The organism is Streptomyces sp. NPDC051940, assembly GCF_040680895.1.
Classification (GTDB): Bacteria; Actinomycetota; Actinomycetes; order Streptomycetales; family Streptomycetaceae; genus Streptomyces.
In genome coordinates, this window is record NZ_JBFAXR010000003.1 from 131,407 (window position 1) to 158,051 (window position 26,645).

A 26,645-nucleotide genomic window follows, 5' to 3' on the forward strand; every position below is an offset into this window, starting at 1 on the left:
TCTTGCAACCAGGCGGCAGTACACACCATTTGCCGCCCGTGCGGAACGGGGCGTGGCATACCGGAACGGACACGGACGTACGGCCGGCACCGCCGCCGGACCGGCCGCGCTCGCCCGTTCGGCGGCCGTCCGCAGGCGTCGGGCGGGCCCGGCGACGACGATGGCGGGACCAGAGCCCCGCGCACCCGAGGACGTCATGAGCACGGACCCCCAGCAGGACCCGCCCCCGCCGATCCGGGTGTTCATCCTGTCCGCCTCGCTGCGCGACGGCTCCCTCAACACGCGGCTGGCCGCCCTCGTCGCCCGGCTCGTGGAGGAACACGGCGCGATGGCCGACGTCGCCCGGCTGGGAGACTTCCCGATGCCGCTGTACGACGGCGACGCCGAGGCCGCCGGCGGCGTCCCCGAGGGCGCGCTGGCGCTGCGCGAACGGATCCAGGCGTGCCAGGCCCTGGTCATCGCCTCGCCCGAGTACAACGCCTCCGTGCCCGGCATGCTGAAGAACGCCGTCGACTGGGTGTCGCGGATCCGCCCCCAGCCCTTCCAGGACAAGCAGGCGCTGCTGGTCTCGGCCTCGCCCTCGCTCGTCGGCGGCAACCGCGGCCTGTGGGCGCTGCGGGTGCCGCTGGAGCATCTGGGCACGCGCGTCTACCCCGACATGTTCAGCCTCGCCGCGGCGCACGAGGCGTTCACGGAGGACGGCGACCTCGCGGACACCGCCCTGCGCAAGCGTCTGTCGGACACGGTCGAGTACTTCCTCCAGCTCGCCGAGGCGGACAGCCGGTACGTATGCCTCAAGCGCCGCTGGTACGAGTTCCTCGGCGACCGCTCCGACTCCCCGGTGACCCAGCGCGCGCAGGAGTGACCACCCGCGGTCCCGTCACTGCGCGCGGGCCCACAGGGCGGGCCAGCCGCCCCGCGCCGTCCAGGAGTACGGGACGCGCAGCCCGTCCGCGGCGATCCGCTCCCAGAACACGTCCGGGTCCGCGCCCAGTTCACGCGCGGCGGGGAGCGCGGACTGCCACGGCCCCTCCCGGTCGTCGAGGCTGGTCGCCGGGAAGCCCGGCACGCTGATCCGGCGGGGCTCCAGCACCACGGCGAGGCGCGTGGCCGGCGGCCGGCAGACCGCCGCCACGGCGAAGGCGCACAGCAGCGGCACGGTGGGCCGCCGCGAGAGCGCGGCGGCCAGCGCGGGATCGTCCTCGTACGCCAGCCGGCCCAGCGCCGCGCGCACGCGCAGGGCCAGCACGCTCATGGCGTACGAGGGCGCCAGTGCGTGCTGCCGCACCAGCCGGCGCAGCGACTTGGGCAGGGGGGCGTCCCGCGCCAGCAGGGAGAGCTGGTCGTAGCGCTCGCGCAGCTCGGGGTCGAGCCGCTCGACGGCGGCCGCGAGCGGGCGGCTGCCGGTGGCCGTCCACAGGCCGGGCAGTCCCGGTCCCGGCTGCCCGACGACGCGGCGTACCGCGGCGGTCAGCGTGTCGGCGTCCATCCGGCGCAGGCGCACCAGGGCGGACTCCGGTCCGGTCCCCGCCAGTTCGGCGTAGACCTCGCGCACCGCGTCGGCGGCCTGCTGCTGCCGGCTCTCCCGCACCAGCTCGGTGAGCGCGGGCCCCACGGCGTCGGCGACGTGCGGGACCGTACGCCGGCGGGCGGGGGCCCCAGCCGCGTCAGCCGGCTCCGGGACGGGCACCGGCTGCGGGGCCCGCCCCGGGATGGTGGCGACCCAGGCGCGGAAGTGGCGGGCGAGTTCGGGGTCGGGGGAGTCGTTGAAGCGCCCGGACATCTCGTTGATCAACCAGCCGCGTACGGCGGGACGCGCGGGCATCAGCTCGATGTTGGCCAGGACGGCGCCGTTCTCGCCGTACAGCGCCGCGAGCACGCGGCGCCCGGCCGCGGCACCCTCACGGTAGTGGGGGCCGGCGATGCAGTTGCCCATGTACGCCGACCAGTCGGCCAGCGTGCGCGCACCGCGGGCGACCCGGAACCGGGCCCGGGTGCCGGGGACGACCGTGCCGTCGAGGGCGGCGACCTCCGGCGCGACGCGGAACTCGCCGTCGAGCGCCTCGGCCACGTCCAGCCCCGCGTACAGGGCGGCCGTGAACCCGGGCCAGTCCGCGGCCTTCTCGGGCCGCCCGCCCAGGGCGACGAGCTGGGCGGCGCCGGAGACGGCGAGGGCGACGGAGTCGAGGCGGGGGACGAGGGGGTCGGGGGCGGGCTCGGGCGCGTGGTCGCGCCACACCGGGTTCGCGCCGCGCCGGTCGGCGGCCCGGGTGTGGCCGTCCAGCAGCGCGAGGGCGTCGCCCAGTTCGTCGTACCAGAGCAGGTCGCCGACGATCTCGTTCTCGTCGGCGGCTCCCGGCCGCTCGGCGAGGGTGTCCGTCATGCCCAGCTGCTGCCGCATCCAGGCCGGGGGCACGGGGAGACCGGCGGGGTCGTCGGCGGAGAGGCGGCCCACGTCGGCGCGCCAGGAGGCCAGGGAGGAGGTGACCCAGTTCCGCACCACCCAGTTCGGGATCCGGTACCAGTCGTTTTCCAGGAGGTCGCCGATCGCCTCCAGGACCACCAGGGCGTAGTCCCGGGCGTGGGTGAGGTGACCGCGGACGGTGCTCTCGAAGCGCTCGTCCCTGGCCCGGTCGGGGTGGAGGAGACGCACGAGGGCGCGCACCTCGACTCCGGGCCGGGCGGGGATGCCGATCAGGCCGGGTATCCGGCGGTTGGCGTGGTACACGTCGTACTCGGGGAACCTCTTCGCGGTGGCCTCGAGCAGCGGCCGTACCCGGGCCAGCCCCTCGGCGACACCGTGATCGGTGACCGCGACGGCGGTGTGCAGCAGGGCGGTCGCGCCCAGCGCGTCGGCGACCAGGCGGTCCAGGTGCATGCCCAGGAGGCGGTCCGACGGCACCCAGCGGGCCGCCTCGGCCAGCGTGGCCGGTTCATGGGTGCGGCGCTGGGCGGTGAACTCGGCGAGGAAGACGTCGTCGTCGTGGCGCTGCCGCCGCTTCCGCAGGGCCTCGCGACGATCCTGCTTCGACTGCGTCGCCTTCAGCCGCCGGCGCCGTTCGGCCTCCGCGTGCCGCGCCAGCACCCGCTCCCACAGGTCGAGGAGCAGCGCGAGCCGGCGCGGTGCCGGCAGCGGCTCCAGTACGGGGCGCAGCTGCGCGGCCAGCGCCGAGGGCAGCCCGCCGCCGACGGGGTCGAAGCCCCCCGGGGCGCCGAGCGCGAGGAGCCGCTCCAGCTGCTCGGGGCCGAGGACGTCGCTGGCGGCGGACGCCAGGTGTACGGCGGGCCAGCGCCCGTCCGCGACGGCCTGAGCGGCGGCGGCGCCGACGGGCTTGGTGGCCGCGGGGCCGAACAACGCGACCAGTACGGCGGCCCGCTCGCCCAGCCGGTCGGCGTCCCGGGGCCCCAGCGCCCGCAACGCGGCGAGCACGGCGTCCCGTTGGTCGCCCCGCGCGCCCGCGAGCCGCGCGGAGCGGAAGCCCGCACCCAGGTCCACGCCGGCGCCTGCGGCGAGGTCACCGCCCGCGGCGGTGAGCCGGCGCAGCGCGGTGACCGCGGCCCGGGCGTCGGCCCCGCCGGCCTCGGCGGGACCCAGGGCGACCGGTGTGCCCGGATCCGCGCCCTGCCCTTCCCCCAGCGCCACGGGGCCGGCCGCCCCGGCGGCCCATGCCCGGCGGCCGGCCACGGTGACGCCGCCTGCGAGTTCAATCCTCATCGCCCAGCATGATGGGGGGGGGCGCCGCGCGGCGGGCCAACGGGTTTTCGGGCGGGGGCGGGGGTGCGGGTGCCCTCAGGCGTCGTCTTCCGGGGCGTCCTCGGGGGCGTCCTCCGACGCGGCCCGGCGAAGCTCCGCGATGCATGCGGCGATCGACGCCTGCAGCTTCTCCAACTGCTGCAGCATCTCCTCCTCGTACACCGCCGCCGCGTCGTCCAGCGTCAGCTCCTCGAACGCCTTCGCCGCCTTCTGCACCTTCGCCTGGAAGCGCGCACGCCGCTCGTGCGCGCGCAGCTGCGGATCGGACTCGACGGCCTCGACGACCAGCGTCTGCAGCGCGCCGTACGCGTCCGCCGCGTACCCGCCGACCTCCTCGTCCGCCAGGTCCTCCATCAGCGCCAGATGCTGGCGTGCCTCCTCGAGCACCGGCTCGGGGGCGGGGATCTTCTGCCCGCTCGGCGTCTTCACCTCGCCGGTCTCCACGACCTGGCGGACGAAGTCGAGCCGGTCGGCGACCTTGGCCTCCGCGGCGACGGCCTTCTTCAGCTCACCGGCCTGGGCGATGTCGCGGGCCAGCTCGGCCGCCAGGGACGGGTCGTCCTCCAGGCGGTCCATCAGCGCGTGACGCGCCGCCTGTGCGGTCGCCGGGTCTGCGAGGATCGCGGCGCGCAGGGCGGTGGGGTTCTCCGCGACCTCCAGGGCCTTCGTCGGGCGGATGCCCTCCGCCTCCGCGACCGCGGCGATCGCGTGGCCGCGCGGGGAGCTGCCGCTGGAGCGCGAGGTGTAGTACGTCACCCACACGTCCGCGTCGGGCAGGTCGACGTCCGTGCCGGGCTCGAGGGCTTCGAAGACCGGGACGCGGCCGTCGTCCGCCGCGGCGTCCCAGGCACGCCAGAAGCGCATCACGCGCTCGGGGGAGCAGCCCGCGAGCCGGGCGAACGCCTTCGCCGAGACCTTCCCGCCCTCTTCACCGACCGGCGTACCCCCGGGCCGCACACTGCGCGCGACCTTGAGGGCGAAGGTCCACCCACCGGTCTTGGCGTAGACCCCGAAGTCCTTGGCGTCCCGCGCGACGGCCTCGGAGACGACACTGTCGACGTCGGCCTCGGCGTCTGCCTCCGTGCCCGTGCCCGCGTCCCCGGCCTCGGGACCCTCCTCCGCCACCGGCTCGACCCACTCGCCCCCGTCGAGGCCCGGCGCCGTCACGGCGCCTTCGGTGCCTTCGGTGCCTCGTGCTTCCGGAACGGAGGGAGTGGAGACCGACTCGTCGACGGCAGTGGACATGCACGCTCCTGGTGATCGCTGGGGAGGTAAGAGGATATCTCCGGCGCAACCCGCCACCACCAGCGGTACGACGTGTCGCACCCATGAGCCCACCGAACAAGCGCACGAATAACAGGCCCCATGGTCCGTCCCTTGACACGGGAACGGCGCGCTGGCCACTGGAACCTCCGAAGATGCCCCGACCTGCAGGCCGCGGAGGAATCGGACTCCTGCGCAGCGGGGCAGGGGGGGCCGGATCGCCAGGGCGATCCGGCGTCCGCCGACCATGCGGGTGAGGGACACCGCGAAGATCGAGCGGAGTCGATTGTCAGTGCTCCCGGATAGCTTGGTGTGCATGGCTGCGGTAGCGAAGGCGGAGGGTTTCGGGTGTGCCCGGTACACGTTCCGGCTCCGTGTGTCGTCGAGTGCCCGCACCGCCCTGCTGGCCGAGTGGGACCGCTGCCGGTGGGTGTGGAACGAATGCGTGGCCAAGTCCCGTCAGGTGCACGAGCACAACACGGTGTGCCCTGGGGACCAATTGACGTGCGGCCCGGCGCAGCTCGACAGGATGCTGACCGAGGCCCGCGCCGCGACGCCGTGGCTGGGTGAGGGCGCGAGCGTGCCGCAGCAGCAGACCATCCGGGACTTCGCCAAGTCCCGTTCCAAGGCGCTCAAGGACACCACGGCGAAGCTGCCGGTACGCCGGCGGGCCGGGATGCCCCGGCACAAGAAGAAGCGCGAAGCTCTCCCGACGCTGAACTACACCACCCGGGGCTTCCGGCTAAAGGACGGCCGGCTGCATCTGGCCGGCGGGCTCGTGCTGAGCGTGGTGTGGTCGCGTGACCTGCCGTCCGTGCCGTCCTCGGTGCGGGTGTACCGGGACGCGGTGGGGCACTGGTACGCCTCGTTCGTCGTCGCCGTACAGACTGCGCCGCTGTCGGCCACGGGCCGGGTGCTGGGCGTGGACTGGGGCGTGGCGCAGACCGCCACGACCACCTCCGACGCCTACGACCTCCCTCACCCGCAGCACGGCAAGAACGCCGCCCAGAAGCTGGCCCGCTACCAGCGGATGATGGCCCGCCGCAAACCCGGCAAGGGACAGGCCGCGTCCAAGGGCTACCGCACGGCGCAGAAGCGGACCGCGAGGCTGCACCGGAAGGTGGCCCGGCAGCGGACCGACACCGCTCGCAAGTGGGCCAAACGCGTCGTCGCCGACTATGACGTGATCGCGGTGGAGGACTTCCGGCCGAGGTTCCTTGCCAAGACCACGATGGCCCGCAAGGCGGCGGACGCGGCGATCGGCGCCACGAAGACGGCCCTGCTGGAGATGGGCCGCAAGCACGGGCGGGACATCCGTCTGGTGCATCCCGCGCACACCACCATGGACTGCGCACAGTGCGGAGCGAGAACCAAGCACGCACTGCCCCTTTCCGAACGTACCTACACCTGCACCGCGTGCGGAGCCGTGTCCCCCCGGGACAAGAACTCCGCCCGCGTGATACTCCTCCGGGCTGGTCTCAACCCGGCTGGTGCCGAGGGCGCAAGACCTCCGGGAGCGCCGCTCCCGCAGGCAGCCTGAGCCAGGAATCCCCCTCGCCCACGAGGGGGAGGATTCAAATCCCTTCCGGAGCGCCGCTGTAAACGGGGAGGGAGGTTCCCCACCCGGCGGGCCCGTGTCGCGAACCCGCGAACCCGCCGGGGCGATCGGTGCGTTCGTGCCCGATACCGGGCAAATAATTTGGCAAACCCGGCCCGGATTCCTACGATCATGCCTGACTCCGCCACTGTACGAGAGGGCCCGATCCACGCCATGACCACACCGGCTTCCTCCGCGTCCTCCGCCGCCCCCGCGGCCTCCGGTGGCGGCGGCGGTACGCACCCTCCCGCCCCGCAGCGGACCGGCGCCGCCGTCTGGGGAGCCCTCGCCATCGTGTACGTCGTGTGGGGCTCGACGTATCTCGCCATCCGGGTCACCGTCGAGACCGTGCCGCCGTTCCTGTCCGCCGGCGGGCGCTTCGTCGTCGCCGGTCTGATACTCGCGGCGATCGTCGCCTGGCGGCGGGGCGCCGGCGCGCTGCGGGTGACGGGCCGGCAGCTGGCGTCGGCCGCGCTGGTCGGGCTGTTGCTGCTGCTCGGCGGCAACGGGCTGGTCGTCCTGGCGGAGACGTCGGTGCCGTCCGGGCTGGCGGCGCTGCTGGTGGCAGGCGTGCCGGTGTGGATCGTGCTGCTGCGGCGGCTGTCGGGGGAGCGGCCGGGGGCGGCGACGTTCGGCGGTGTGGGGCTCGGGGTCGCGGGGCTCGCGGTGCTGACCGTGCCGGGGTTCAGCGGGGACGTGGGGCTGGGCGGCGTGCTGACCGTGGTGGCGGGGACGCTGCTGTGGTCGCTGGGGTCGTTCGCGTCCGGGCGGCTGCCGATGCCCCGGGATCCGCTGGCGGCGAGCGCGCTGGAGATGGTCGCGGGCGGTCTGGGCTGTCTGCTGATGGGGCTCGGGCGGGGCGAGCAGCACGATCTGGTGCTGGGGGAGATCTCCGGCCGTTCGTGGTTCGCGCTCGGATATCTGGTGGTGTTCGGCTCGCTGGTCGCCTTCACGGCGTACGTCTGGCTGCTGCACTCGGCCCCGCTGTCGCTGACGGCGACGTACGCGTACGTCAATCCGGTGGTGGCGGTGCTGCTGGGGGCGCTGATCCTCGACGAGGCGCTGACGTGGTCGGTGGTCCTCGGGGGTGCGGTGGTGGTGTCGGGCGTGTGCCTGATCGTCACCACGGAGCGCGTGCGCAAGCGAACGTGACCGGAGGCGGCCGGCCGGTCAGCCGGCCCCTCCCTCGCGGTCCAGCGCCGTCATCTTCTCCTCCAGCGTCGCCCTCACCTCCTCGGTCCGTGCCGTGAGCCCCGCCTTCGCGAGTGCCTGCCGTACGCGCTCGGGGGCGGTGTCCGCGAGGCGGACCCGGGTGCCGGCGAGGGTGACGGGCAGGCCCGCGGCGTCCAGGGCGGCGAAGGCGCGGGCCCAGTCGTCGGTGTCGACCTCGACCGCCGTGGTGCCGCCGACGATGTCCGCCTCCGTGCCGGCCGCGACGCGCCGGCCGCGGGACATCAGCACCAGCTGGTCGCACTGCTGGGCCTCCTGCATGTAGTGCGTGGTGACCAGTACGCCCACGCCGGACTCGGCCTGTTCGTGGATGGTGTCCCACAGCCGGGCGCGCGACAGCGGGTCGACGCCGGAGGTGGGCTCGTCCAGGATGAGCAGGTCGGGGCGGTGGGCGAGGGCGACGGTGAACGCGAGCCGGCGCTGCAGCCCCAGCCCGATGTCGCCGACGAGCCGGTGGCGGGCCCGCTCGAGCGCGTCCGGCAGCGGGATTCCGGCGCCGTCGCGGTAGGCGCTGGCGGCGAAGGCCAGGTTCTCGTGGACGGTGAGCCCCTCCCAGAGGCCGAGGCCCTGGGGGACGTACCCGAGGCGGGTGCGGGTCGCGGTGGAGGGGGCGCGGCCGAACATCCGCACCCCGCCGCCGGTGGGGACGAGGAGGCCGAGCAGCATCCGGATGAGGGTGGTCTTGCCGGCGCCGTTGGCGCCGAGCAGGCCGAGGATCTCGCCGGGGCGGACGCTCAGGGACACGCGGTCGACGGCGGTGAGGTCGCCGAACCGCCGGGTGGCGTCATGGGCTTCGGCCAGGGGCGGACGGCCGTCCCCGTTCACGGGCGGCTGCCGGGGGCGGTCCGCCGTTCCCGGTCGGCGAGCGTACGGGCGATCACGGAGTCCTCCAGATCGGGTGTGACCGGCTCCCCGTGGGAGCGCGTCCCCTCCGGCTGCCAGGCGTGGACGAGCCGTCCGCGGCGCCAGGACCGCCCGGGGTCGGCGGGCGGCGGGCGGTGGGTGGTGAGCGTGCCGGGGGTCGAGGCCATGACGTGGGCGGGGGTGCCGGCGGCCAGCGCGCGCCCTTCGTCCAGGACCAGTACGTACGAGGCCCGTTCGGCCTCGTCGAGGTAGGTGGTGGCCATGGCCACCGCGGCGCCGCCGGCGGCGGCCTGGGAGATGAGCCGCCAGAGGTCGACGCGGCTGACGGGGTCGACGCCGGTGGACGGTTCGTCCAGGACGAGCAGCCCGGGCCGGTGCAGGATGGCCAGGCAGAAGGCGAGTTTCTGCCGCATCCCGCCGGAGAGCTGTCCGGCGAGCCGCCCGTGCGCCTGCGTCAGGCCCGCCGCGGCCAGCAACTCCGCGCGCCGCTCTTTGAGTTCCGTACCGCGCAGGCCGTACGCCGCGGCGACGAAGTCGATGTTCTCGTCGACGGACAGCTCCCGCCAGACGCCGTTGCCGGTGGGCATGAAGCCGCGGTGTTCGCGCGGCGGCGCGCTGACGGTCCCGGCGGCCGGGGCGATGCCGCCGACGAGGGTGCGCAGCAGGGTGGTCTTGCCGGCGCCGTCGCCGCCGACCACGGCGGTGACCTGGCCGCGCGGCACGGCGAGGGTGACGTCGTCGACGGCGGGGCGGCCGTGGTACGCGACGGTGAGGCCGTACGCGCCCCACGTGCCGGTCGTCGGGCCCGCGCCGGTGCGGTCGTACGGGGCGCCGCCGGGGGTCATCCGGCCTCCTGGCGGACGGGTGGCACGGTGGGCATGCGCGGCGCGAGGTCGCGGCGGAAGCGCAGTACGGCGGCGGCGAAGATGGCGGACGCCATCACGGCCAGGACGAGCAGCGGCAGCCAGAGCGAGGAGATCGGCGCGGCGCGCAGCATCACCCCGTTGGCGATCATGTTGAACCAGGTCAGCGGCAGCAGATAGCCGATCCACCGCACGCCGGGAGCCATGGACTCCAGCGGGAAGATCATCCCGGAGAGCAGGATCTGCGGCATCATCACCATGAGCGCCATCTGCATGGCCTGCCCCTGGGTCTGCGACAGGGTGGAGATCAGTACGCCGATGCCGAGCACCGCGAAGAGGAACAGCGCGGCCCCGAGGGCGAAGACGAACACGGACCCGGAGAACGGCACCCCGAACAGCAGGCAGCCGAGCACGGTCACGAGGATCATGTCGACGGACGCCAGCACGAAGTACGGCACGATCTTCCCGGCGATCACGTCGACGGGCCGGAACGGCATCACGGCGAGTTGCTCGAGTGTGCCGGCCGCCCGCTCCCGTACCAGGCCGATGGCGGTGACGATGGTGCCGATGAAGGCGAGGATCATGCCGACGAGGGCGGGCACCATCACCCACGACGTCTTCAGGTCCGGGTTGAACAGCACCCTCGGCACGGCCGCGCCGCCCAGGCGCGCCACGGCGGCCTGGGCCGACTGGGCGGCGAAGAGGTCGGAGCCGTCGATGTACGCGGGGACGGGCGCGCCGTCGTCGCCGGTGACGAAGACGACGTCCGCCTCGCGGGCCCGCAGCCGGTCCTCCGCGTCGTCGGCGTTTGCCGACGGGTCGACCTCGGTGACGTCGAAGGGGTCCTTGAGCTGTGCGGCCGCCTGCTCGGCCCGGGGGCCGACGACCTGGGTGCCGAGGCTGGTCACGTCGAAGCTCGCGGCGTAACCGAAGATGAGCAGCAGCACCATCGGCAGTACGACGATCATCGCCATCGTCCGCTTGTCCCGGCGGAGTTCCAGGAACTCCTTGAGCACCATCGCGCGCATGGGCCGAAACCTAGATCGGTACAAAAGGGATTTCAACGACCGTTGAATCGAGCGGCGCGGCGTGCTGGAGCGGAGGCGTCGCGGGCGGTTTCGCGGAGCTGCCCGGGAGGCGGCTTCGCCCGATTTCGGTCACTGTGTGTACCGGCTCGTGCAATTTCCGCGACTTCAATCACTCAATGTGGTTACAGCGTTGACGAAGAGTATGCATACTTCGGTCAAGGCGCTCACTCCGAACGCATGCGCGAGGGTGAGGGTGACCCGGTGCTGCGTGCGCCCATGAGATCCGTCGAGCCTCCGCCGGGACGCCTTTCGCCCCACGCACGAGGTCCCACCACGACCGCACACCCCCGCGGCCGTCGCCTTCGACGGAGGGATACGAGCTCATGCTGCACCTCGTGGGAGCCCTGGCAGCCGGGGCGCTGCTGGCCGTTCTCCCGTGCTGGCTCACGGTCCGCAAGCGGCAGCACGCCGTCCGCGCCGCCGAACTGCGCGCCGAGCGGGCGGAGCGGCTGCTCCACTCGGCCGTCGCCGAGGTCTCCCATCTGGCCGCGGCCCGGCTGCCCGCCGCCGCGACCGCCCGCAGACACCGCCATACGGGCGTGCCCGGGCTGCTGCACCCCGAGGTCTTCGGCGGGCTGCCGCTGGAGGAGGCCCTGGCCGCGGTGCTGGCCGCCTCCGACGCCGTCGTCCAGGCCGAGGCGCAGCGGGTCGACGCCGCCGCCCGGGCCGGGCTGCGCGGCATCGGGCAGAAGATCCAGACGCTGCTCATCCAGATCCGCGCCCAGGTGGAGGAGTTGCAGACCGGCATCGACGATCCCCGGCTGCTGGCACTGGACTTCCGCAACGAACTCGCCCTCGCCCGGGTCCAGGCCCTGGCCGTGCTGTGCGGGGCCTGGCCCGGGCTGGTCCGTACGGACTCGGTGCTCGCCGACGTGGTCGCCGGGGCCAAGTCCCGGGTGACGGGCTACTCCCGGGTCAGGATCGACAACCATCTGCGCCAGCCGGGCACCGCCGTCGTCGCGCGCGCCGCCGAGCCCGTCGCGCTGGCCCTGGCCGAACTGCTGGGCAACGCCACGGCGTACTCCCATCCGCAGACCGCCGTGCACGTCTCCATCGAGCAGGGGCACAGCGGCGCCCTCGTCGTCATCGACGACATGGGGGTGGGCATGGGGGAGGAGCAGCTGCGCCACGCCCGCGACCTGCTGGCCGGGAACCGGCAGGTGCTCCTCACCGACCTCGGGGACCCGCCGCAGGCCGGGTTCGCGGTGATCGGACTGCTGTGCCGGCAGTACGGGTTCGCCTGCCACGTCGAGCCCTCCCCGTACGGCGGGGTGCGCGTGCTGCTGCGGCTGCCCGAGGCGCTGCTGACCCAGGTGGCGGACAGCCGTACGCAGTCGGTGCTCGCGCCCGAGCCGCTCGGCGCCCGGAACCTGCGCCCGGCCGCCGCCGCCACGCTCCCGGCCGCCGAGACGGGCGGGCTGCCGGCCCGGCGCCGCCGCGGCGCCGCGACCGTGCGGCACGACCACAGCGCGCCGGACGACGGGCCGACGAGCGTGCCCGAGAGCGCCCGCTCCAGCTGGGGCGCCTTACAGTCCGGCTCCACCGCCGGACGCGACGCCGCCCGCGCTGCGCACACCGACGACACGGTCCCGGAAGGAATCGACACCCGCCCATGACCGTTCCCGTTCCCGTCCCGCGCCACGGACCCGAGATCGCCTGGATCCTGGACCCCCTGCTCGAACTCCCCGGCGTCGAGCACGCCCTCATCGCCACCGGCGACGGACTGCCCACCGCCCACAGCACCTCGCTCACCCGCGCCGACGCCGACCGCGTCGCCGCGATGACGGCTCCGCTGCACGCCGCCGCGCGGGCGGTGACCACCGCCTTCACCGGTCACGAGGCGCCGCGGCCGGCGCAGACCGTCGTGGAGTCCGACCTCGGGTTCGTCATCGTCACCCCGGCCGGCACCAACACCGCGCTCGCGGTGTTCGCCGCGCCCGGCGCGGACCTGGGCACCATCGCGTACCGGATGCAGGTCCAGGTCGCCGCGCTGGCCCGGGTGATGTCCACCCCCGACCGCCGGCCCGGCGACGGGCGATGAGCGCCAGCGCGCGGCGCCGGCTCGTGCCCGCCTACCTCGCCACCGGGGGCCGTGCCCGTCCCGCCGCGACGGGGCTGGAGCGGCTCAGCGTGCTGCACGCCGCCTCCCGCCACGCGCCCGCCCATCTCGGCGGCGAACACCGGCGGCTGCTGCACCTGCTGGGACCGGGGGCGCTGACCGTCGCGGAGACCGCCGCCTATCTCGGGCTGCCCGTCAGCGCCACGGTGTTCCTCGCCGCCGACCTGATCGAGGCCGGCGCGCTGCAGGTCCGCGAGCCCGCGCCGCGCACCGCCGAGCCGTCCGATGACCGCACACTCGTCGAAAGGGTCCTCCGTGGCCTCCGCGCCCTTCAGTAGACCGGATGACGGACCTGTCGACAGACCGGCCGCCGGACCTGCCGAAAGACCGGCCGACCGGCCGTCCGGTGCTCCCGCCGGGACCGTCTACCTCGCCGACACCGCGCAGTTGCTGATGAAGCTGATGGTCACCGGCCCCTTCGGCATCGGCAAGACCACCTTCATCCGCTCCCTGTCGGAGATCCCCACCCTCCACACCGACGAGACCATGACCCTCGCGGGCGCCCCGCTGGACAACCTCACCGGCATGCCGCCCGGCAAGGCCACCACCACAGTCGGCGTCGACTTCGGCCGCCTCACCCTCCCCGAGGACATCGTCCTGTACCTCTTCGGCACGCCCGGCCAGGAGCGCTTCCTCCCGCTGTGGAGCGACATCGCCCGCGGTGCCCTCGGCGCGCTCGTGCTGGCCGACACCCGCCGGCTGGAGGCGTCGTTCGAGGCGATGAACCTCATCGAGGAGGCCGGGCTGCCCTACGCGGTGGCCATCAACCGCTTCCCCTCCTCGCCGCCCGCGCGCACCGACCATCTGCGCGCCGCCCTCGACCTGCATCCCGCCACGCCCCTGGTCCTGTGCGACGCCCGCGAACGCCGCGGCTGCCTGGACGTCCTGATCGCGCTGACCGCCCACGTCCTCGACCGTCTGCCCCGGGAGCCCGAACCGTGACCCGCATCGCGCTGCACGCCCCGGCCTTCGCCGCCGACCCCCACACCCACTACCGGTATCTGCGGGAGTGGGGGCCCGTCGCGCCCGTCGAGATCGTCCCCGGCGTCGACGCCTGGCTGGTCACCGACTACGCCCTGGCCCTGCGCATCCTGTGCGACACCGAGACCTGGTCCCGCGACGCCCGGCCCTGGCAGGGGGCGCTGCCGCCGGACAGCCCCGTGCTGCCCATGCTGGGCTGGCAGCCCACGGCGCTGTTCGCCGACGGACCGGCGCACGCGCGCCTGCGGCAGGTCATCACCGACAGCCTCGGGATCATCGAGCCGCATCTGCTGCAGCGCCAGGTCGCGGCCGTCGCCGAACGCCTCATCGGCGAATTCGGCCCCAGCGGGCACGCCGAGCTCATCTCCCGCTACGCCCGCCGGCTGCCGGCCCTCGTCCTGAACTCCTGGTACGGCATCCCCGACGCGGTCAGCGACCGCATCACCAGCACCCTGGCCAGCGTGGTGGAGTCCGGGGAGGACGCCACCGCCGCGTACGCCGACTTCACCGCCACGGTGTCGGCGCTCGTCGCCGAGCGCCGCGCCGCGCCGCGGGGCGATCTCATCTCCGCCTTCCTCGCCCACCCCGCGGACCTCGACGACGAGGAGGCCGCCCGGCACATCACGCTCACCCTGTCCGCGGGGCACGAACCCACCGCCAACCTCATCGGCAACGCCCTGCTGCGGATGCTCACCGACGACCGCTACGCCGGCTCCCTCTACTCCGGTGCGATGACCGCCCGGCAGGCCATCACGGCGACGCTGTGGCACGAGCCGCCGCTCGCCACGTTCTCGGCGCACTACCCGCGCGCCGACGTGGAGTTGCAGGGCGTGCGCATCCGCCGCGACCAGCTCGTGCTGATCAGCTACGCCGCCGCCAACACCCAGGCCGCGCCCGACTCGCCCGCCGACGCGGACAAGGGCGGCGAGAACGCCCACCTCGCCTGGGCGGCGGGCCCGCACCGCTGCCCGGCGCAGGCGCCAGCCACGCTCATCGCGGTGACGGCCATCGAGCACCTCATCAGCCGGCTCGCGGACCTCACCCTCGCGATCCCCGCCGCCGAACTCTCCTGGCGGCCGGGGCCGTTCCACCGCGCGCTCCGCGCACTGCCGGTGCGCTTCACGGCGGTGCGGCCGCCGGCGTGAGGGGCGGCGGCGCGTGATCGCGCCGCCCGCCCGCCGCGCCCCGTTCACCGGCGGTTGGCCGGCCCGACGTCCGCCCCGCCAACGATGCCGCCATGACCTCACTGACACGTGTCACCGCCCTGGCCTGCACGCTCTCGGCAGCCGCCGCCCTGCTCGCCGCGCCCACCGCGCTCGCCTCCCCCGCGCACGGGCAGCGCATCCCGTTCACCGAGGCGACGGTGACGGCCCAGGACGACGGCTCGTACGAGATCGCCTGGCGGGCGCCCGGCGTGCGCCGCGTCGAGATCCGCGCGGGCGGACGCACCGTCGCCGCGGGCGCCGCCTCCGGCACGGTCACGGTGACGGGGCTGCCCGCCGCCGACCGGCAGTGGTTCGACCTCGTCCCCGACCACGGCGGCGGGCTGCACCTCGCCGACCGGCTGATCAGGCTCGACGGCACCGTCAACTTCCGCGACGTGGGCGGCTACCGCACCACCGACGGCCGCTGGGTGCGGATGGGCGCCGTCTACCGCTCCGACGCCCTGGACCGGCTGACCGACGGTGACCTGGCCGAGCTGCGCCGCCTCGGCATCAGCGCCGACTACGACTTCCGCACCACGTCCGAACGCGCCGCCGCCCCGGACCGCGTGCCCGAGGGCGCCCGCTATGTCGTCGCGGACGTCCTGGGCGGCGGCTCCTTCACCATGCCGACGACGCCCGCCGAGTCCGAGCGGATGATGGTCGAGGGCGAGCGGGCCATGGTCACCTCGGACACCGCGAAGGCCGCCTACGGCACGGTGTTCGCCGACCTCTCCGACGGCGACGCGGCCGGCGTGCTCTACCACTGCACGGCCGGCAAGGACCGTACGGGGTGGGCGAGCGCCGCCCTGCTCACCGCGCTCGGCGTGCCGCGCGAGACGGTGATGGCGGACTACCTGGCCTCCAACGACTACCGCGCCGAGGCCAACGCCGCGGCCCTCGCCGCCCTCCAGCCGGCGCAGGCCGCGGTGTACAAGCCGCTGCTGGACGTCCGCCCCGAGTACCTGAACGCGGGCTTCGCGCAGATCCGTCAGACGTACGGCTCCTTCACGGCGTACGAGAAGCAGGCCCTGGGCCTGGACGCCGCGGAGGTCGGCCGGCTGAAGGCGGAGTTGCTGGCCGGCTGACCGCCGTGGGGAGGGGGCGGCGCGCACGGTCCGGCGACAGCGGCCACGCCCGGGCCGTGAACGGCGCGGCCCCCGTCCCCGTCGTACGGGCCTGCAGCCGCCACGGATCCGCGCCCAGCGGATAGAACCGCAGGGTGAGCGACTCCCCGGTGCCGAGGAACACCTCCGCGATCGAGTGGTCGACCAGCAGCCGTACCTCCGCGGACCCGCCGGGCGCGGCCGCCCCCGGGATCCGCCACGAACCGCCCCGCGCCCGCGCCGAACGCGAGGCGTGCGTACGGTCGGCGACCAGATCGCCGGTGGCCGGATCGAGCGCCACGTCCAGGTACTCGTCCGGCGACATCACCAGGCGGATGCCCGACGCGGACCGGCCGTCGGGCGAGCGGTGCAGCCGTGCCGCCAGGTCGAAGGCGCGGCCGACCGGCCCCAGGTCGTACGGAGCGCCCGGCGGGGCGGCGCCCTCCGCCCGTACGGTCTCCGCGCCGCGCAGGGCGTGGAGTTCGCGCGCCGGACGCTGGTGAGCCGTGCCGTCGGGGGCGAGGGTCAGCTCGCGCGGCAGGGTGAGCAGGCCGGCCCAGCCGGCCTCGTCGGTCCAGGTGCTGGGCGCACCCACCCGCTCCGCGTCGCGAGCCTCCCACGACCAGGCCCACATCAGCCACCGGCCGTCGGGGGCGGGCAGCAGGGCCGGGGCGTAGAAGTCGGGGCCGTGGTCCAGGCGCTGGGGCGTCCCGGCGGTGAAGGACGTGCCGTCGTCCCGGCCCGCGTAGGCGGCGGTGCGGGCGGCGCCCCCCTCCGGGTCCCATGCGGAGAGCAGCAGCACGCCGCGGCCGTCGGGGAAGGCCGCGTACTGCACGCACTCCCAGCCCTCCTCGGTGTCCCCGCCCCCGGGCAGCGGTTCGGGGGCGCGGGCGAGGAAGGGGCCGAGGTGCGTCCAGTGCTCCAGGTCGTCGGAGACGTAGTGCTGGGCGGCGCCCCTGCCGTCGGTGAGGGCCGAGCCGACGAGCATGCGCCAGCGCTCCCCGTCCCGCCAGACGTACGGGTCGCGGAACATCGAGGTGCCCGGCGGGGGTTCGGCGACGAGCAGCCCGGGGCGCTTGGCGAAGGTGAGCCCGCCGTCGTACGACACGGCAGACGTCACCGGCTGCCACCAGCGGTCCTCGCGCCGGGCGGAGTAGAACGCCACCAGCCGCCCGCCGTCGTCGACCGCGTTGCCCGACCAGACGCCGTCCGCGTCGTCGCCGCCCGGCGTCGGCGCCAGCGCGACAGGCAGCTCCTCCCAGTGCAGCAGGTCGGCGCTGCGGTAGTGGCCCCAGTGCATGTCCCGGTGCCGCACGCTGTGCGGGTTGTACTGGAAGAAGACGTGGTAGTGGCCGTCGTGGAAGACCAGGCCGTTGGGGTCGTTGACCCAGTGGCGGGGCGGCCGCGGATGGACCGCGGGGAAGTGGGGACCGGACACGCCGCTCAGCCGAACTCGCGCACGGTGATGCCGGAGAACGTGGCCGTCCCCCCGTCGGCGTACACGGAGATCCCGGTGTCGCCGGTCTCGAAGTACACCTGGTGCGACAGTACGGTGTGCCCGGCGTTGACGAAGACCTCGACGCTCTGCCTGTCGACCAGCACCCGGAGATGGACCAGCCGCGCGGCCGGGTCGATGGGCGCGTTGCTCTGCCGGTACGCGCCGAAGGAGCAGGCCGGGCGGTCGGAGGGGCCGCGGTCGACGTACACGCTGCCCTGGTAGACGCCGATGTTGGTGTGGCGGCTGCCGTCCGCGGACTTGCCGACGGACACGCCGACGTTGGTCGACTGCTCCCAGCTGACGTCGAGTTCGAGCTCGTAGGCGGTGCCCTGGTACGGCAGGTCGACGCTGCCGGAGGTGGTGACGTCGGCGAGGGGGAGGGTGCGGGTGACGTGGTCGCGGAGCGCCGGGACGGGCTGGGAGAGCAGCGTGTACCAGCCGCCGGGCTGACGGGCCAGCCGCAGCTCGCGCACCACGGACATCTGGCCGTTGTAGCCGTCCGTGGCGTCCGTCGGCACGTCGCGGGCCGCGTAGTGCCAGTTGTTCATCCAGGCGATCGCGAACCGGCTCGTCGCCGGGGCGGCGACGTCGGGCCAGGTGACGGCCGCGTAGAAGTCCCAGCCCCAGTCCAGCCACTGCGGGTCGGGGCTGTCGGTGGTGAAGGAGGTGCCGTTCCAGGTGCCGGTCCAGTAGGCGTACGTGTCGGGCAGCCCGCTGTAGTCGCCCTGGGTGCTGGCGGCGAGCACCCAGTGGCTGGTGCCGTCGTCGGCGGTCATCTCGAACAGGTCGGGGCACTCCATGCCGCCGATGTTCGGCGTCGCGTAGCCGAACGCCGACTTGTACGTCCAGTGGATCAGGTCCGGCGAGGTGTAGAACCACATCGACTGCCAGCGCCCGATGACCGCGACCCACTCGTTCCGCACCCCGTCCCAGTGGATCTTCGGGTCGCGGAACCAGTCGTTGTGGTCGGGGTTCGATATGACCGGCGGCCCGTACGCGGTGAAGGTGAACCCGCCGTCGGTGGACCAGTACAGATACTGCTCCTGGTCGTACCGGTCGCCCCCGGTCGGCTGGGTGGCCAGGACCACGACCGCGCCCGCCCCGAAGCCGGCGGTGTTGTTCGTGTCGACCACGCCGGAGCCCGTCCACACGGGGAAGTCCGGCCCCATCGGGATGCCCGTGCCCCGGTCCGTGAAGGTGACGTTGTCCGTCGTCGTGGCGTGCTGCCACCAGCCGGGCGCGTTGTTCTCGGCGCTGTGCAGGTAGTACAGGTGGTACGCGCCGCCGGTGTGCACCGGCCGCTGCGGATCGCACAGCCAGCCGGCCGGCGGCGTCAGGTGGTACACGGCGCGCAGCGACGGGCCTGCGGCCGCCGCGGCGGGGACGCGGGTGGCCGCGCCCAGCAGCGTGGCGGCCGTGGCGGCGCGCAGGACGGTGCGTCGGGAGGGGTTCGGCACGGTGCGGGTCCTTCCTGTCGGGGCTAGGGGCCTGTCTCCGCGCGGACGACGGGAGTTTGAAGACAGGCCCCTATCCGGGTGGGGCGGCGGTCACGGAGGAGCGGTGCACGGGCGGGCAGTCGACGGCGACGCGGCCGCCGGGCGCCGGCTCGTCCAGGCCCAGCAGCAGCCGTACGCCGGCAAGGCCCAGCTCGTAGTGCGGCAGGGCCACGGTCGACAGCGGCGGGCGCAGATGGGCGGCGATGACCTCCTGGTTGTCGAAGCCGACGACGGCCAGATCGTCCGGGACGCGCAGCCCGCGCTCGCGCACCCCGTCGTACAGGCCCATCGCGACGCGGTCGTTGTGGCAGAAGACGCCGGTCACGCCCCGGTCGAGGAGCCGGCCGACGGCCTCGAAGCCGCCCTCCTGGTCGGGCCGGGCGTCGACGACCAGCGCCGGGTCGAAGGGCACCCCGGCCTCGTCGAGCGCCTCGCGGTAGCCCCGCAGCCGGCCGTCGTGGGCGGGGGAGGGGGTGGTGGTGTTGATGAAGCCGATCCGCCGGTGGCCCGCGGCCAGCAGCATCCGCGCGGCCTGCCGGCCGCCGGCGACCTCGTCGGGTACGACGGCGGGGATGTCGCTGTCCGAGGCGAAGCAGTTGACCAGCACGCAGTCCGTCTCGGTCAGCCCGGCGGGCAGTTCGACCTCCCGGTGGTACCAGGCCGAGTACAGGACGCCGCGCACCTTGTGCTCCAGCATCATGGCGAGGGCCTCGGTCTCCGCGGCCTCGTTGCCCTCGGTGTTGGCGACGAGCAGCACATAGCCGTGCCGCCACGCCTCGTCCTGCGCGCCGCGGATGATCTGCCCCGCGAACGGGGTGGAGGCGATGGCGTCCGCGACCAGGCCGATGAACCGCGAGCGGCCCTTCACCAGGTCCTTGGCCATCGCGTTCGGCCGGTACCCCAGCTCCTCGATCGCGCGCTGGACCCGCTCCCAGGCGTCCTTGCCGATCCGTGCGCCCTTCTTGTTGTTGACGACGTGCGACACCGTCGACACCGACACCCCGGCGGCCTGCGCGACGTCGCGCATGGTCACGGCACGTGGCGAGCTCTCGTCCATCCGACTCATCCCTTGTTCGCTCCGCTCTCCAGTCCGTAGATCATGGCCCTGTTGAGAACGAGGAAGACAAGAAGCAGGGGAGTCACCGTCACGCAGACGGCGGCGAACGTCGCCGTCCAGTCGGTCTTGCCCATCGCGCCGATGTAGTTCTGCAGGCCGAGGGGGATCGTCTTCAGGTCCTCCGACAGCACGAACGTGTTGGCGAAGACGAAGTCGTTCCAGATGAAGATGCTGTTGACCATGACGACGGTGACGATCGTGTTGACCGACATGGGCGCCGTGATCCGCAGGAAGACCCGGTACGGCCCGGCCCCGTCGAGCGAGGCGGCCTCGTAGGTCTCGCGCGGGATGTACTCGAAGAACGACGAGAAGAGATAGACCGACATCGGCAGCGAGAAGCCCGCCAGCGGGATGATCATCGACGGGTAGGTGTCGAGCAGGCCGACCTCGGTGTAGTCGATGAACAGCGGTACGAGCGCGATCTGCACCGGCACGATGATCCCGACGAGGAACATGCCGCGCACCGCCCGGGAGAACCGGAAGCCCAGCACCTGGATCGCGTACGCGCCCATCATGCCGCACACCACGATCAGCACGTTCGCGCCCGCGGTGACGATCAGGCTGTTCAGGATGTACCGGCCGAGGTCGCCCTGCTCGAACGCCCGGGAGAAGTTGTCGAGGGTGAACGACGTCGGCAGTCCGAACGGGTTGCCGGAGGCGAAGTCCTGTTCGTCGCGCACGCTGGTCAGGAACAGCCACAGCAGCGGATAGACCTGGACGACGACCAGCAGCGAGACGACCACCCGGGACAGCACCCGGGGGACGTCCGGCCGCCGCCGGGCCGGACGCGGCGCCGCCGGGCGGCCGTCCGCGGGTGGGGCGGGGGTGCGGGGGAGGACTTGCGTGGACATCAGACGGCCTTCCGCCTCAGGACGAGCAGGATCAGACCGACGGCGACCAGGCACTCGACCACGATGAACACCGACATGGCGCTCGCGTAGCCGAAGTCCGTGCTGGTGAAGGCGGTCTTGTACATATGGGTCGTGACCAGTTCGGAGGACTGGCCGGGGCCGCCGTTGGTGAGCAGGTACGGGATGTCGAACCCGCGCAGGGCGTAGGTGGTGGCCATGATCGTCGTGGTCAGCCACACGGGGCGGATGTACGGGAAGCGGATCCGGGTGAAGATCTGCCACGCGTTCGCGCCGTCGAGCCGGGCCGCCTCCTCGATCTCCCGGGGGACGGTGAGCAGGGCCGCGTACAGGATGACCGTGTACAGGCCGATGAACCGCCAGCCCTCGGGGGCGGAGACCGCGGCCAGCACGGTGCTGGTGTCGGACAGCCACGGCCGCTCCAGGCCGCCCAGGCCCACCGCGCGCAGCAGTTCGTTGAGCAGGCCCACCGGCTCCATCGAGTAGACGCGCTGGAACAGGAACGCGATGGCGATCGTGGAGATCACGGCGGGCAGCAGGTACAGCACCTTGACGACCTCGCGGCCCCGGGTGAGCGACCTCAGCAGGCTCGCCACCAGCAGCCCGCCGCCGAGCTGCAGCACCAGGCAGATCACGACGTAACCGAGCTGGTTGGTGAACGTCGTCCAGAAGGTGCTGTCGCCGGTGAGCAGGTACCGGTAGTTCGACAGCCCGACGAACTCCATGTCGGTGATGCCGTCCCAGGAGAAGAAGCTGAGCACCAGCGACTGCACGATCGGCAGCAGCACCGCGGCGCCGTACAGCAGCAGCGGTGGGAGAAGGAAGACTGCTACCGACAACTTGGAGCGGTTGGGAAGCATGGCGGCCTTTCCGGGCGGGGGTCCGGGCGCGCGGCGCGGACCCCCGACGGCTCTGATCACTTGAAGTACTTCGGGGCGTTCTGTGCGAGCGCGTCGTCCATCGTCGAGACGAACTCGGCCGGCGTGACGTCGCCCTGCACGAGCAGCACCAGCTCGTGCTGGAGCCGGGTGTTGGTGGTGGGGTCGAGCTGGGTGTCCCACGGCATGGCGAGCTCGTCGCCCACCTCGTCGGCGGCGTCGACCGCACGCCGGTAGAGGGGCGTGGCGTTCGCCGGGACGGTGGTCTCGGCGTTCGTCGTGGGGGACAGCTCGCCGGTGGCGGCGTAGCGCTGCGGGTACTCGGTGAGCGCGAACTTCAGGAAGTCGCGCACCAGCGGGTCGTACGTACGGGCGTTGACCGCCATGCCGATGCCGGAGGGGGCGACGAACTCGTCGGCGGCGGTCGCCGAGCCGGCCGTCGTCGGGAGGGTGAAGAAGTCGACGTCGTCGCGTACGGCGGGGTTGAGCTTGTCCGTCGCGAGGCTCGCCAGCTCCCAGGTGCCGATGTTGTAGACGGCGGCCTTGCCGGTGGTGAACTGGTTCTGGGCGTCGGCGTATCCGGTGGAGGAGAAGCCCTCGGCGAAGCAGCCCGCCCTGCCCAGGTCGCTCAGCCACTTCGCGGCCTTCTCACCGGCCGGGTCGGCGAACTTCGCCCCGTTCTTCTTCAGATCGCGCACATACGACGACCCGTCGGTGCGGAACGGCTGGTAGGCGGCGTACCGCTCCAGCGGCCACTGGTCCTGGCCGTCCAGCGCGATGGGCGTGACACCGGCCTTGCGCAGCGCGGTGCACAGCGCGGGGAAGTCGTCGAGGGACTTCGGCACGCCGACGCCGGCCTTGGCGAGGAGGGCCTTGTTGTACCAGAAGAACTCCAGCTGGTACTCGAAGGGGATCATGTAGAGCGAGCCGTCGTCGAACCGCTGGTAGTCCAGCGCCGCCTTGCGGTACGTGTCGTACACCCCGAGGCTCTCCAGCAGCTTCGCGGCGTCCATCATCCGGCCCTGCTTCGCCAGTTTCTGAGCGAACGGTGTGGCGTCGGTGTCGAACAGCTCGGGCAGTTTGTCCGCCGCGGCGAGCGTCTCGTACTTCTGGATGTACGACGGCCGGTCCGGGGTCGTGATCAGGTTCAGCCTGAACCCCGGGTGGTCCTGCGCGTACTCGCCGGCCAGCTCGGTCATCGTCCGGATGACCGCGCCGTCCGCCGGGCGCGAGAGCAACCAGGAGATCTCCCGCGGCTTGACGCTGCCCGACGGGTTCACGTCCCCGGGGTCGGCGCCGCCGCTGCCGCCGCATCCGGCGACCGTGAGGGTCAGGGCGACGGCGGCCGTCACCCAGGCCGAACGGAGCACTCTCTTCATCGGCGTTCTCCTTTGTGCGGGCTTACGGGCATACGGGCTTACGGGTGTTGGCGTACGGGTGTACGGGTCTACGCGTCGGTGGTGGCGGTGCGCCGGCGCACCCGCAGGTCGCGGACCTTCACGGAGCCTTCGCCCGCGAAGACACCCAGCCGGTCGTGGGTGTCGTCGTACAGCCGGGTGCTGAGGCAGACCTGGCGGTCCAGGACGACGACGGCGATGTCGCCCTCGACGAGCACCTCGAGGACGTGGGACCCGCCGCCGAGGTCGGCGGGGCGCTCCAGTTCGAGCTGGAAGGGCACGTCGCCGGAGATCTGCCACTGGGCGTCGCCGGTGCCGCGGCGGGGCCAGCGGTCCAGGACGAGGCGGCCGCGCTTCGGCTCCAGCCGGATCCGGTAGCCGCGGTCGCCGTCCGCGCTCGCCTTGAGCAGCAGACCGCACTCGGTGGTGCCGGGGGCGATGTCCAGCTCCGCGCGCACGTAGTACTGGGCGGGCAGCGGTTCGGTGCCGACGGTGTCGGCGTAACCGTCGGAGGCGTCCAGCGCGGTGGGCGGGATGCCGGCCGGGAGCTCCTGGTCGAAGACCGCGACGATCTCCTCGGGGATCCGGAAGCCCAGGGTGCCGTCGGGATTCTGCACGGCCTCCAGCAGCGACATCGTGCCGGCCCACTGCCAGGCGCCGTCGTCGGTGCCGCCCTCGCGGGTCGCGATCCAGCCGGCGAAGACGCGGCGGCCGTTCAGCTCCGCGGACTTGGCGGCGTAGAACGCGCGGCCGTCGACGGTGTCGCGGTCCGGCACCAGCCAGGGGCCTTCGGGGCCGCGGGCCATCCGGTAGCGGGTGGTGAAGGACTCGGAGAACTCGGAGTAGACCAGGTACCACCAGTCGCCGAGGCGGAAGACCTCCGGGCACTCGTGGGTGATGTAGCGGCGCGGGTCCCAGAACGGCTCGGCGGGCGTCCAGCGCACCAGGTCGTCCGACACGCACTGGGCGATCACGCCGCGCCGGCGCTCGGGTCCGCTCAGGTGCCGGGCGGCTATCAGCATCCGCCACACGCCGTGCCGCTCGTCGCGGAAGACGTACGGGTCGCGCCAGTCGGCGCTCTCGTAGCCGGCGGGGGCGCCGAAGGTGTGCCCGGGGTGCTTGACCCAGGTGCGCGCGCCGTCGGTGCTGGTGGCGTGCGCGACCAGCTGGAGCGGCAGGCCGTCGGCGCCGGTACGGGCCGGGTTCTGCGCGGTGTAGAAGAGGTGGTGCACGCCGTCGGCGTCCCGCACCACGCTGCCGGTGTAGGCGTTGAAGTCGGCGTCGTCCGGTGTGCCGTGCGGGAGCGCGGTGCCGTGGTCCTCGAGGTTCACCAGATCGCGCGTGGTGACGAGGGACCAGGGAGTGCCGGGCTTCGGCGTCTCCCGCCGCTCGTGCAGATAGAAGAGCCGCAGCTCCCCGTCCTGCTCGAACGGGATGACATCCCCCACCCAGCCGTCGGTCGGCTGGAAGAACACACGGTGCTGCACTACGACCCCCTTGCTAAAACGTTTGAGCAGGAGCGTAAAGGTCGTGTTACATCTGGTCAAGCGTTTGAGCACGATCCGATTCCAGCCAGCGGAGGGCGACTTGCCGGAGTTGGGACGCGCCGGACCGGGTGGGAAATGGGGAGGAAATCATCGGCCGCGTGAGGAACACTCGGCGCGGCCGATGATTTCCGGTGCGCCCGCCGGTCTCACCCGGTGCAACCGACCGCAACCCTTCAGCGAGGTAGGAACATGTCAGCTGCGATACCCGACCGTCCGGCCGTGCGGACTGGCCGCACACCGATGGTGGTGCGGCTGCTCGTGCTCGCCACCTTCGTGGTCATCCTCAACGAGACCATCATGATCAACGCGATCCCGCGGCTGATGGAGTCGTTGCACGTCACCGAGCAGTCCGCGCAGTGGGTGTCCACCGCGTTCATGCTCACGATGGCCGCCGTGATCCCGGTGACAGGCTGGTTCCTGCAGCGGGTGACCACCCGCCGCGCCTACGCGATCGCGATGGGCACGTTCCTCGCGGGCACCGTCCTGTCGGCCCTCGCGCCGACCTTCGCGGTGCTGCTGGCCGGGCGCATCGTGCAGGCCGGCGGCACGGCCGTGATGATGCCCCTGCTGATGACCACGCTGATGACCGTCGTACCCGAACAGGACCGCGGCCGGGTGATGGGCAACGTCACCCTGGCGATGTCCGTCGCGCCCGCGCTCGGCCCCGCCGTGTCGGGCATCATCCTGCAGGCCGGCTCCTGGCGGCTGCTGTTCGCCGTCGTCCTGCCGATCGCGGCGGCGGTGACCGTCTTCGGGCTCCGCAAGCTGGAGGACATCGGCGAACCGCACGTCACGTCCATCGACTGGTTCAGCGTCGGCGTGGCGACCCTCGGCTTCGGCGGACTGGTGTACGGCCTGAGCCTGGTCGGCGACAGCGACCGGCGGGGGCTCGGCATCGGCATCGCGGTCGCCGGCGTCGCGGCCATCGGCGTCTTCGTGTTCCGCCAGCTGAGGCTGCAGCGCACCGGCACGCCGCTGATGGACCTGCGCACGCTGCGGCACGCCACCTTCACCCTGTCCCTGGCCGTGATGGCCATCGGGTTCCTGACGATGCTCGGCTCGATGATCCTGCTGCCGCTGTACCTGCAGAACATTCGCGGCCTCAGCCCGCTGGAGACCGGTCTGCTGGTCATGCCGGGCGGTCTGGCGATGGGCCTGCTGGGCCCGTCCGTGGGCAAGGCGTTCGACCGGTTCGGCAGCCGGCTGCTGGTGCTGCCCGGCTCGGTCGCGATCACGCTCTCCCTCGCCGGGTACAGCCAGATCTCGATGACGACGCCGTACTGGCAGATCCTGGGCCTGCACGTGCTGCTGATGGTGGGCCTGGCGGCGATGTTCACCCCGATCTTCACGCTCGGCATGGGCGCGCTGCCCCCGCAGCTGTACGCCCACGGCAGCTCGATGCTCGGCACGCTGCAGCAGGTCGCGGCGGCGTTCGGCACGGCGCTGGTGGTGACCGTGATGTCGTCCCGTACGAGCGGCCTGATCGCGGACGGCGTCGCGGCGGTCCCCGCCCAGGTGAGCGGGATGAAGCTGGGCTTCGGGGCCGCGGCCGCCCTCTCGGTGCTGACGATCGTGATCGCGGCGAGGCTGCCCCAGCGCCTTCCGGCCGCTGCCGCCCACGAGGCGCCCGACGGCCACCCGGCCGAGGACGTCCCGGTCGCGGCCAAGGAAGCCTGACCGGAGGAGACCGGACGAGCCCCGGGCGCGGTGCCGCCGGCACCGCGCCCGGGGCACGTCGGCCCCGGTGCGTCACCGGGCCGCGCGACAGCACGCCGG

Annotated in this window: 22 protein-coding genes; 10 read left to right on the top strand and 12 right to left on the bottom strand. The window is 73.2% G+C overall.

What is annotated here, in order from left to right; translation table 11 throughout:
- Positions 1-196 precede the first annotated feature (196 nt).
- Positions 197-865 carry an NAD(P)H-dependent oxidoreductase gene (locus AB0M28_RS02600; RefSeq protein ID WP_365396480.1) on the top strand — a complete coding sequence of 223 codons (669 nt, stop codon included), beginning with the start codon at positions 197-199 and terminating at the stop codon, positions 863-865.
- Between the two features lie 15 nt (positions 866-880).
- On the opposite strand, the gene AB0M28_RS02605 is transcribed toward AB0M28_RS02600, so the two are convergent.
- On the bottom strand, positions 881-3,715 hold the full coding sequence (locus AB0M28_RS02605) for a hypothetical protein (RefSeq protein WP_365396483.1): 2,835 nt from the start codon (positions 3,713-3,715) through the stop codon (positions 881-883).
- Positions 3,716-3,790: 75 nt separating this feature from the next.
- Positions 3,791-4,999: a hypothetical protein gene (locus tag AB0M28_RS02610; protein ID WP_365396486.1), complete on the bottom strand. Its 1,209-nt coding sequence runs from the start codon at positions 4,997-4,999 to the stop codon at positions 3,791-3,793.
- Between the two features lie 334 nt (positions 5,000-5,333).
- Here AB0M28_RS02610 and AB0M28_RS02615 point away from each other — a divergent pair, with 334 nt between their 5' ends.
- Complete coding sequence (locus AB0M28_RS02615) at positions 5,334-6,557, top strand: transposase (protein WP_365396489.1); 1,224 nt, start codon at positions 5,334-5,336, stop codon at positions 6,555-6,557.
- A gap of 231 nt (positions 6,558-6,788) precedes the next feature.
- Positions 6,789-7,766: an EamA family transporter gene (locus AB0M28_RS02620; protein WP_365396492.1), complete on the top strand. Its 978-nt coding sequence runs from the start codon at positions 6,789-6,791 to the stop codon at positions 7,764-7,766.
- Positions 7,767-7,784: 18 nt separating this feature from the next.
- On the opposite strand, the gene AB0M28_RS02625 is transcribed toward AB0M28_RS02620, so the two are convergent.
- From AB0M28_RS02625 to AB0M28_RS02635, 3 genes are read right to left on the bottom strand one after another with little or no spacing between them, the layout of a single operon-like run.
- On the bottom strand, positions 7,785-8,669 hold the full coding sequence (locus AB0M28_RS02625) for an ABC transporter ATP-binding protein (RefSeq protein ID WP_365396495.1): 885 nt from the start codon (positions 8,667-8,669) through the stop codon (positions 7,785-7,787).
- On the bottom strand, positions 8,666-9,553 hold the full coding sequence (locus AB0M28_RS02630; RefSeq protein ID WP_365396498.1) for an ABC transporter ATP-binding protein: 888 nt from the start codon (positions 9,551-9,553) through the stop codon (positions 8,666-8,668). The genes AB0M28_RS02625 and AB0M28_RS02630 overlap by 4 nt, the downstream gene beginning before the upstream one ends.
- The gene (locus tag AB0M28_RS02635) at positions 9,550-10,599 is read right to left on the bottom strand and encodes an ABC transporter permease (RefSeq protein ID WP_365396501.1); all 1,050 of its coding nucleotides are present in this window, start codon (positions 10,597-10,599) and stop codon (positions 9,550-9,552) included. The genes AB0M28_RS02630 and AB0M28_RS02635 overlap by 4 nt, the downstream gene beginning before the upstream one ends.
- Positions 10,600-10,982: 383 nt before the next feature.
- Between AB0M28_RS02635 and AB0M28_RS02640 the strand changes: the two genes are divergently transcribed.
- The 6 genes from AB0M28_RS02640 to AB0M28_RS02665 all read left to right on the top strand — a co-directional run bounded on the left by AB0M28_RS02640 (position 10,983) and on the right by AB0M28_RS02665 (position 16,049).
- The gene (locus tag AB0M28_RS02640) at positions 10,983-12,275 is read left to right on the top strand and encodes an ATP-binding protein (RefSeq protein WP_365396504.1); all 1,293 of its coding nucleotides are present in this window, start codon (positions 10,983-10,985) and stop codon (positions 12,273-12,275) included.
- A complete protein-coding gene (locus tag AB0M28_RS02645) occupies positions 12,272-12,700 on the top strand; it encodes a roadblock/LC7 domain-containing protein (protein WP_365396507.1) in 429 nt (142 codons plus the stop codon). Before AB0M28_RS02640 ends, AB0M28_RS02645 begins: the two co-directional genes overlap by 4 nt.
- Positions 12,697-13,056 carry a DUF742 domain-containing protein gene (locus tag AB0M28_RS02650; RefSeq protein WP_365396510.1) on the top strand — a complete coding sequence of 120 codons (360 nt, stop codon included), beginning with the start codon at positions 12,697-12,699 and terminating at the stop codon, positions 13,054-13,056. The genes AB0M28_RS02645 and AB0M28_RS02650 overlap by 4 nt, the downstream gene beginning before the upstream one ends.
- A 115-nt stretch (positions 13,057-13,171) precedes the next feature.
- On the top strand, positions 13,172-13,720 hold the full coding sequence (locus AB0M28_RS02655) for an ATP/GTP-binding protein (protein ID WP_365396659.1): 549 nt from the start codon (positions 13,172-13,174) through the stop codon (positions 13,718-13,720).
- Complete coding sequence (locus tag AB0M28_RS02660; RefSeq protein ID WP_365396512.1) at positions 13,717-14,904, top strand: cytochrome P450; 1,188 nt, start codon at positions 13,717-13,719, stop codon at positions 14,902-14,904. Before AB0M28_RS02655 ends, AB0M28_RS02660 begins: the two co-directional genes overlap by 4 nt.
- Before the next feature lie 92 nt (positions 14,905-14,996).
- Positions 14,997-16,049, top strand: coding sequence for a tyrosine-protein phosphatase (locus AB0M28_RS02665; protein ID WP_365396515.1), 1,053 nt, complete (start codon positions 14,997-14,999; stop codon positions 16,047-16,049).
- Here AB0M28_RS02665 and AB0M28_RS02670 read toward each other — a convergent pair.
- The 7 genes from AB0M28_RS02670 to AB0M28_RS02700 all read right to left on the bottom strand — a co-directional run bounded on the left by AB0M28_RS02670 (position 15,970) and on the right by AB0M28_RS02700 (position 24,809).
- The gene (locus AB0M28_RS02670; protein ID WP_365396518.1) at positions 15,970-17,505 is read right to left on the bottom strand and encodes a glycoside hydrolase family 32 protein; all 1,536 of its coding nucleotides are present in this window, start codon (positions 17,503-17,505) and stop codon (positions 15,970-15,972) included. The two genes, AB0M28_RS02665 and AB0M28_RS02670, sit on opposite strands and share 80 nt — an antisense overlap.
- Positions 17,506-17,510: 5 nt before the next feature.
- Entirely contained in the window at positions 17,511-19,022 is a 1,512-nt protein-coding gene (locus AB0M28_RS02675; protein ID WP_365396521.1) for a glycoside hydrolase family 32 protein, read from the bottom strand.
- Between the two features lie 70 nt (positions 19,023-19,092).
- Positions 19,093-20,118, bottom strand: coding sequence for a LacI family DNA-binding transcriptional regulator (locus AB0M28_RS02680; RefSeq protein ID WP_365396524.1), 1,026 nt, complete (start codon positions 20,116-20,118; stop codon positions 19,093-19,095).
- Between the two features lie 5 nt (positions 20,119-20,123).
- On the bottom strand, positions 20,124-21,029 hold the full coding sequence (locus AB0M28_RS02685; protein ID WP_365396527.1) for a carbohydrate ABC transporter permease: 906 nt from the start codon (positions 21,027-21,029) through the stop codon (positions 20,124-20,126).
- Complete coding sequence (locus AB0M28_RS02690) at positions 21,029-21,886, bottom strand: sugar ABC transporter permease (protein WP_365396530.1); 858 nt, start codon at positions 21,884-21,886, stop codon at positions 21,029-21,031. The genes AB0M28_RS02685 and AB0M28_RS02690 overlap by 1 nt, the downstream gene beginning before the upstream one ends.
- Positions 21,887-21,963: 77 nt before the next feature.
- On the bottom strand, positions 21,964-23,304 hold the full coding sequence (locus AB0M28_RS02695; RefSeq protein ID WP_365396533.1) for an extracellular solute-binding protein: 1,341 nt from the start codon (positions 23,302-23,304) through the stop codon (positions 21,964-21,966).
- Positions 23,305-23,372: 68 nt separating this feature from the next.
- Positions 23,373-24,809, bottom strand: a complete 1,437-nt coding sequence (locus AB0M28_RS02700) for a family 43 glycosylhydrolase (protein ID WP_365396536.1) — start codon at positions 24,807-24,809, stop codon at positions 23,373-23,375.
- A gap of 249 nt (positions 24,810-25,058) precedes the next feature.
- On the opposite strand from AB0M28_RS02700, the gene AB0M28_RS02705 reads away from it, so the two are divergent.
- Positions 25,059-26,546, top strand: a complete 1,488-nt coding sequence (locus tag AB0M28_RS02705; protein ID WP_365396539.1) for an MDR family MFS transporter — start codon at positions 25,059-25,061, stop codon at positions 26,544-26,546.
- Positions 26,547-26,645 lie beyond the last annotated feature (99 nt).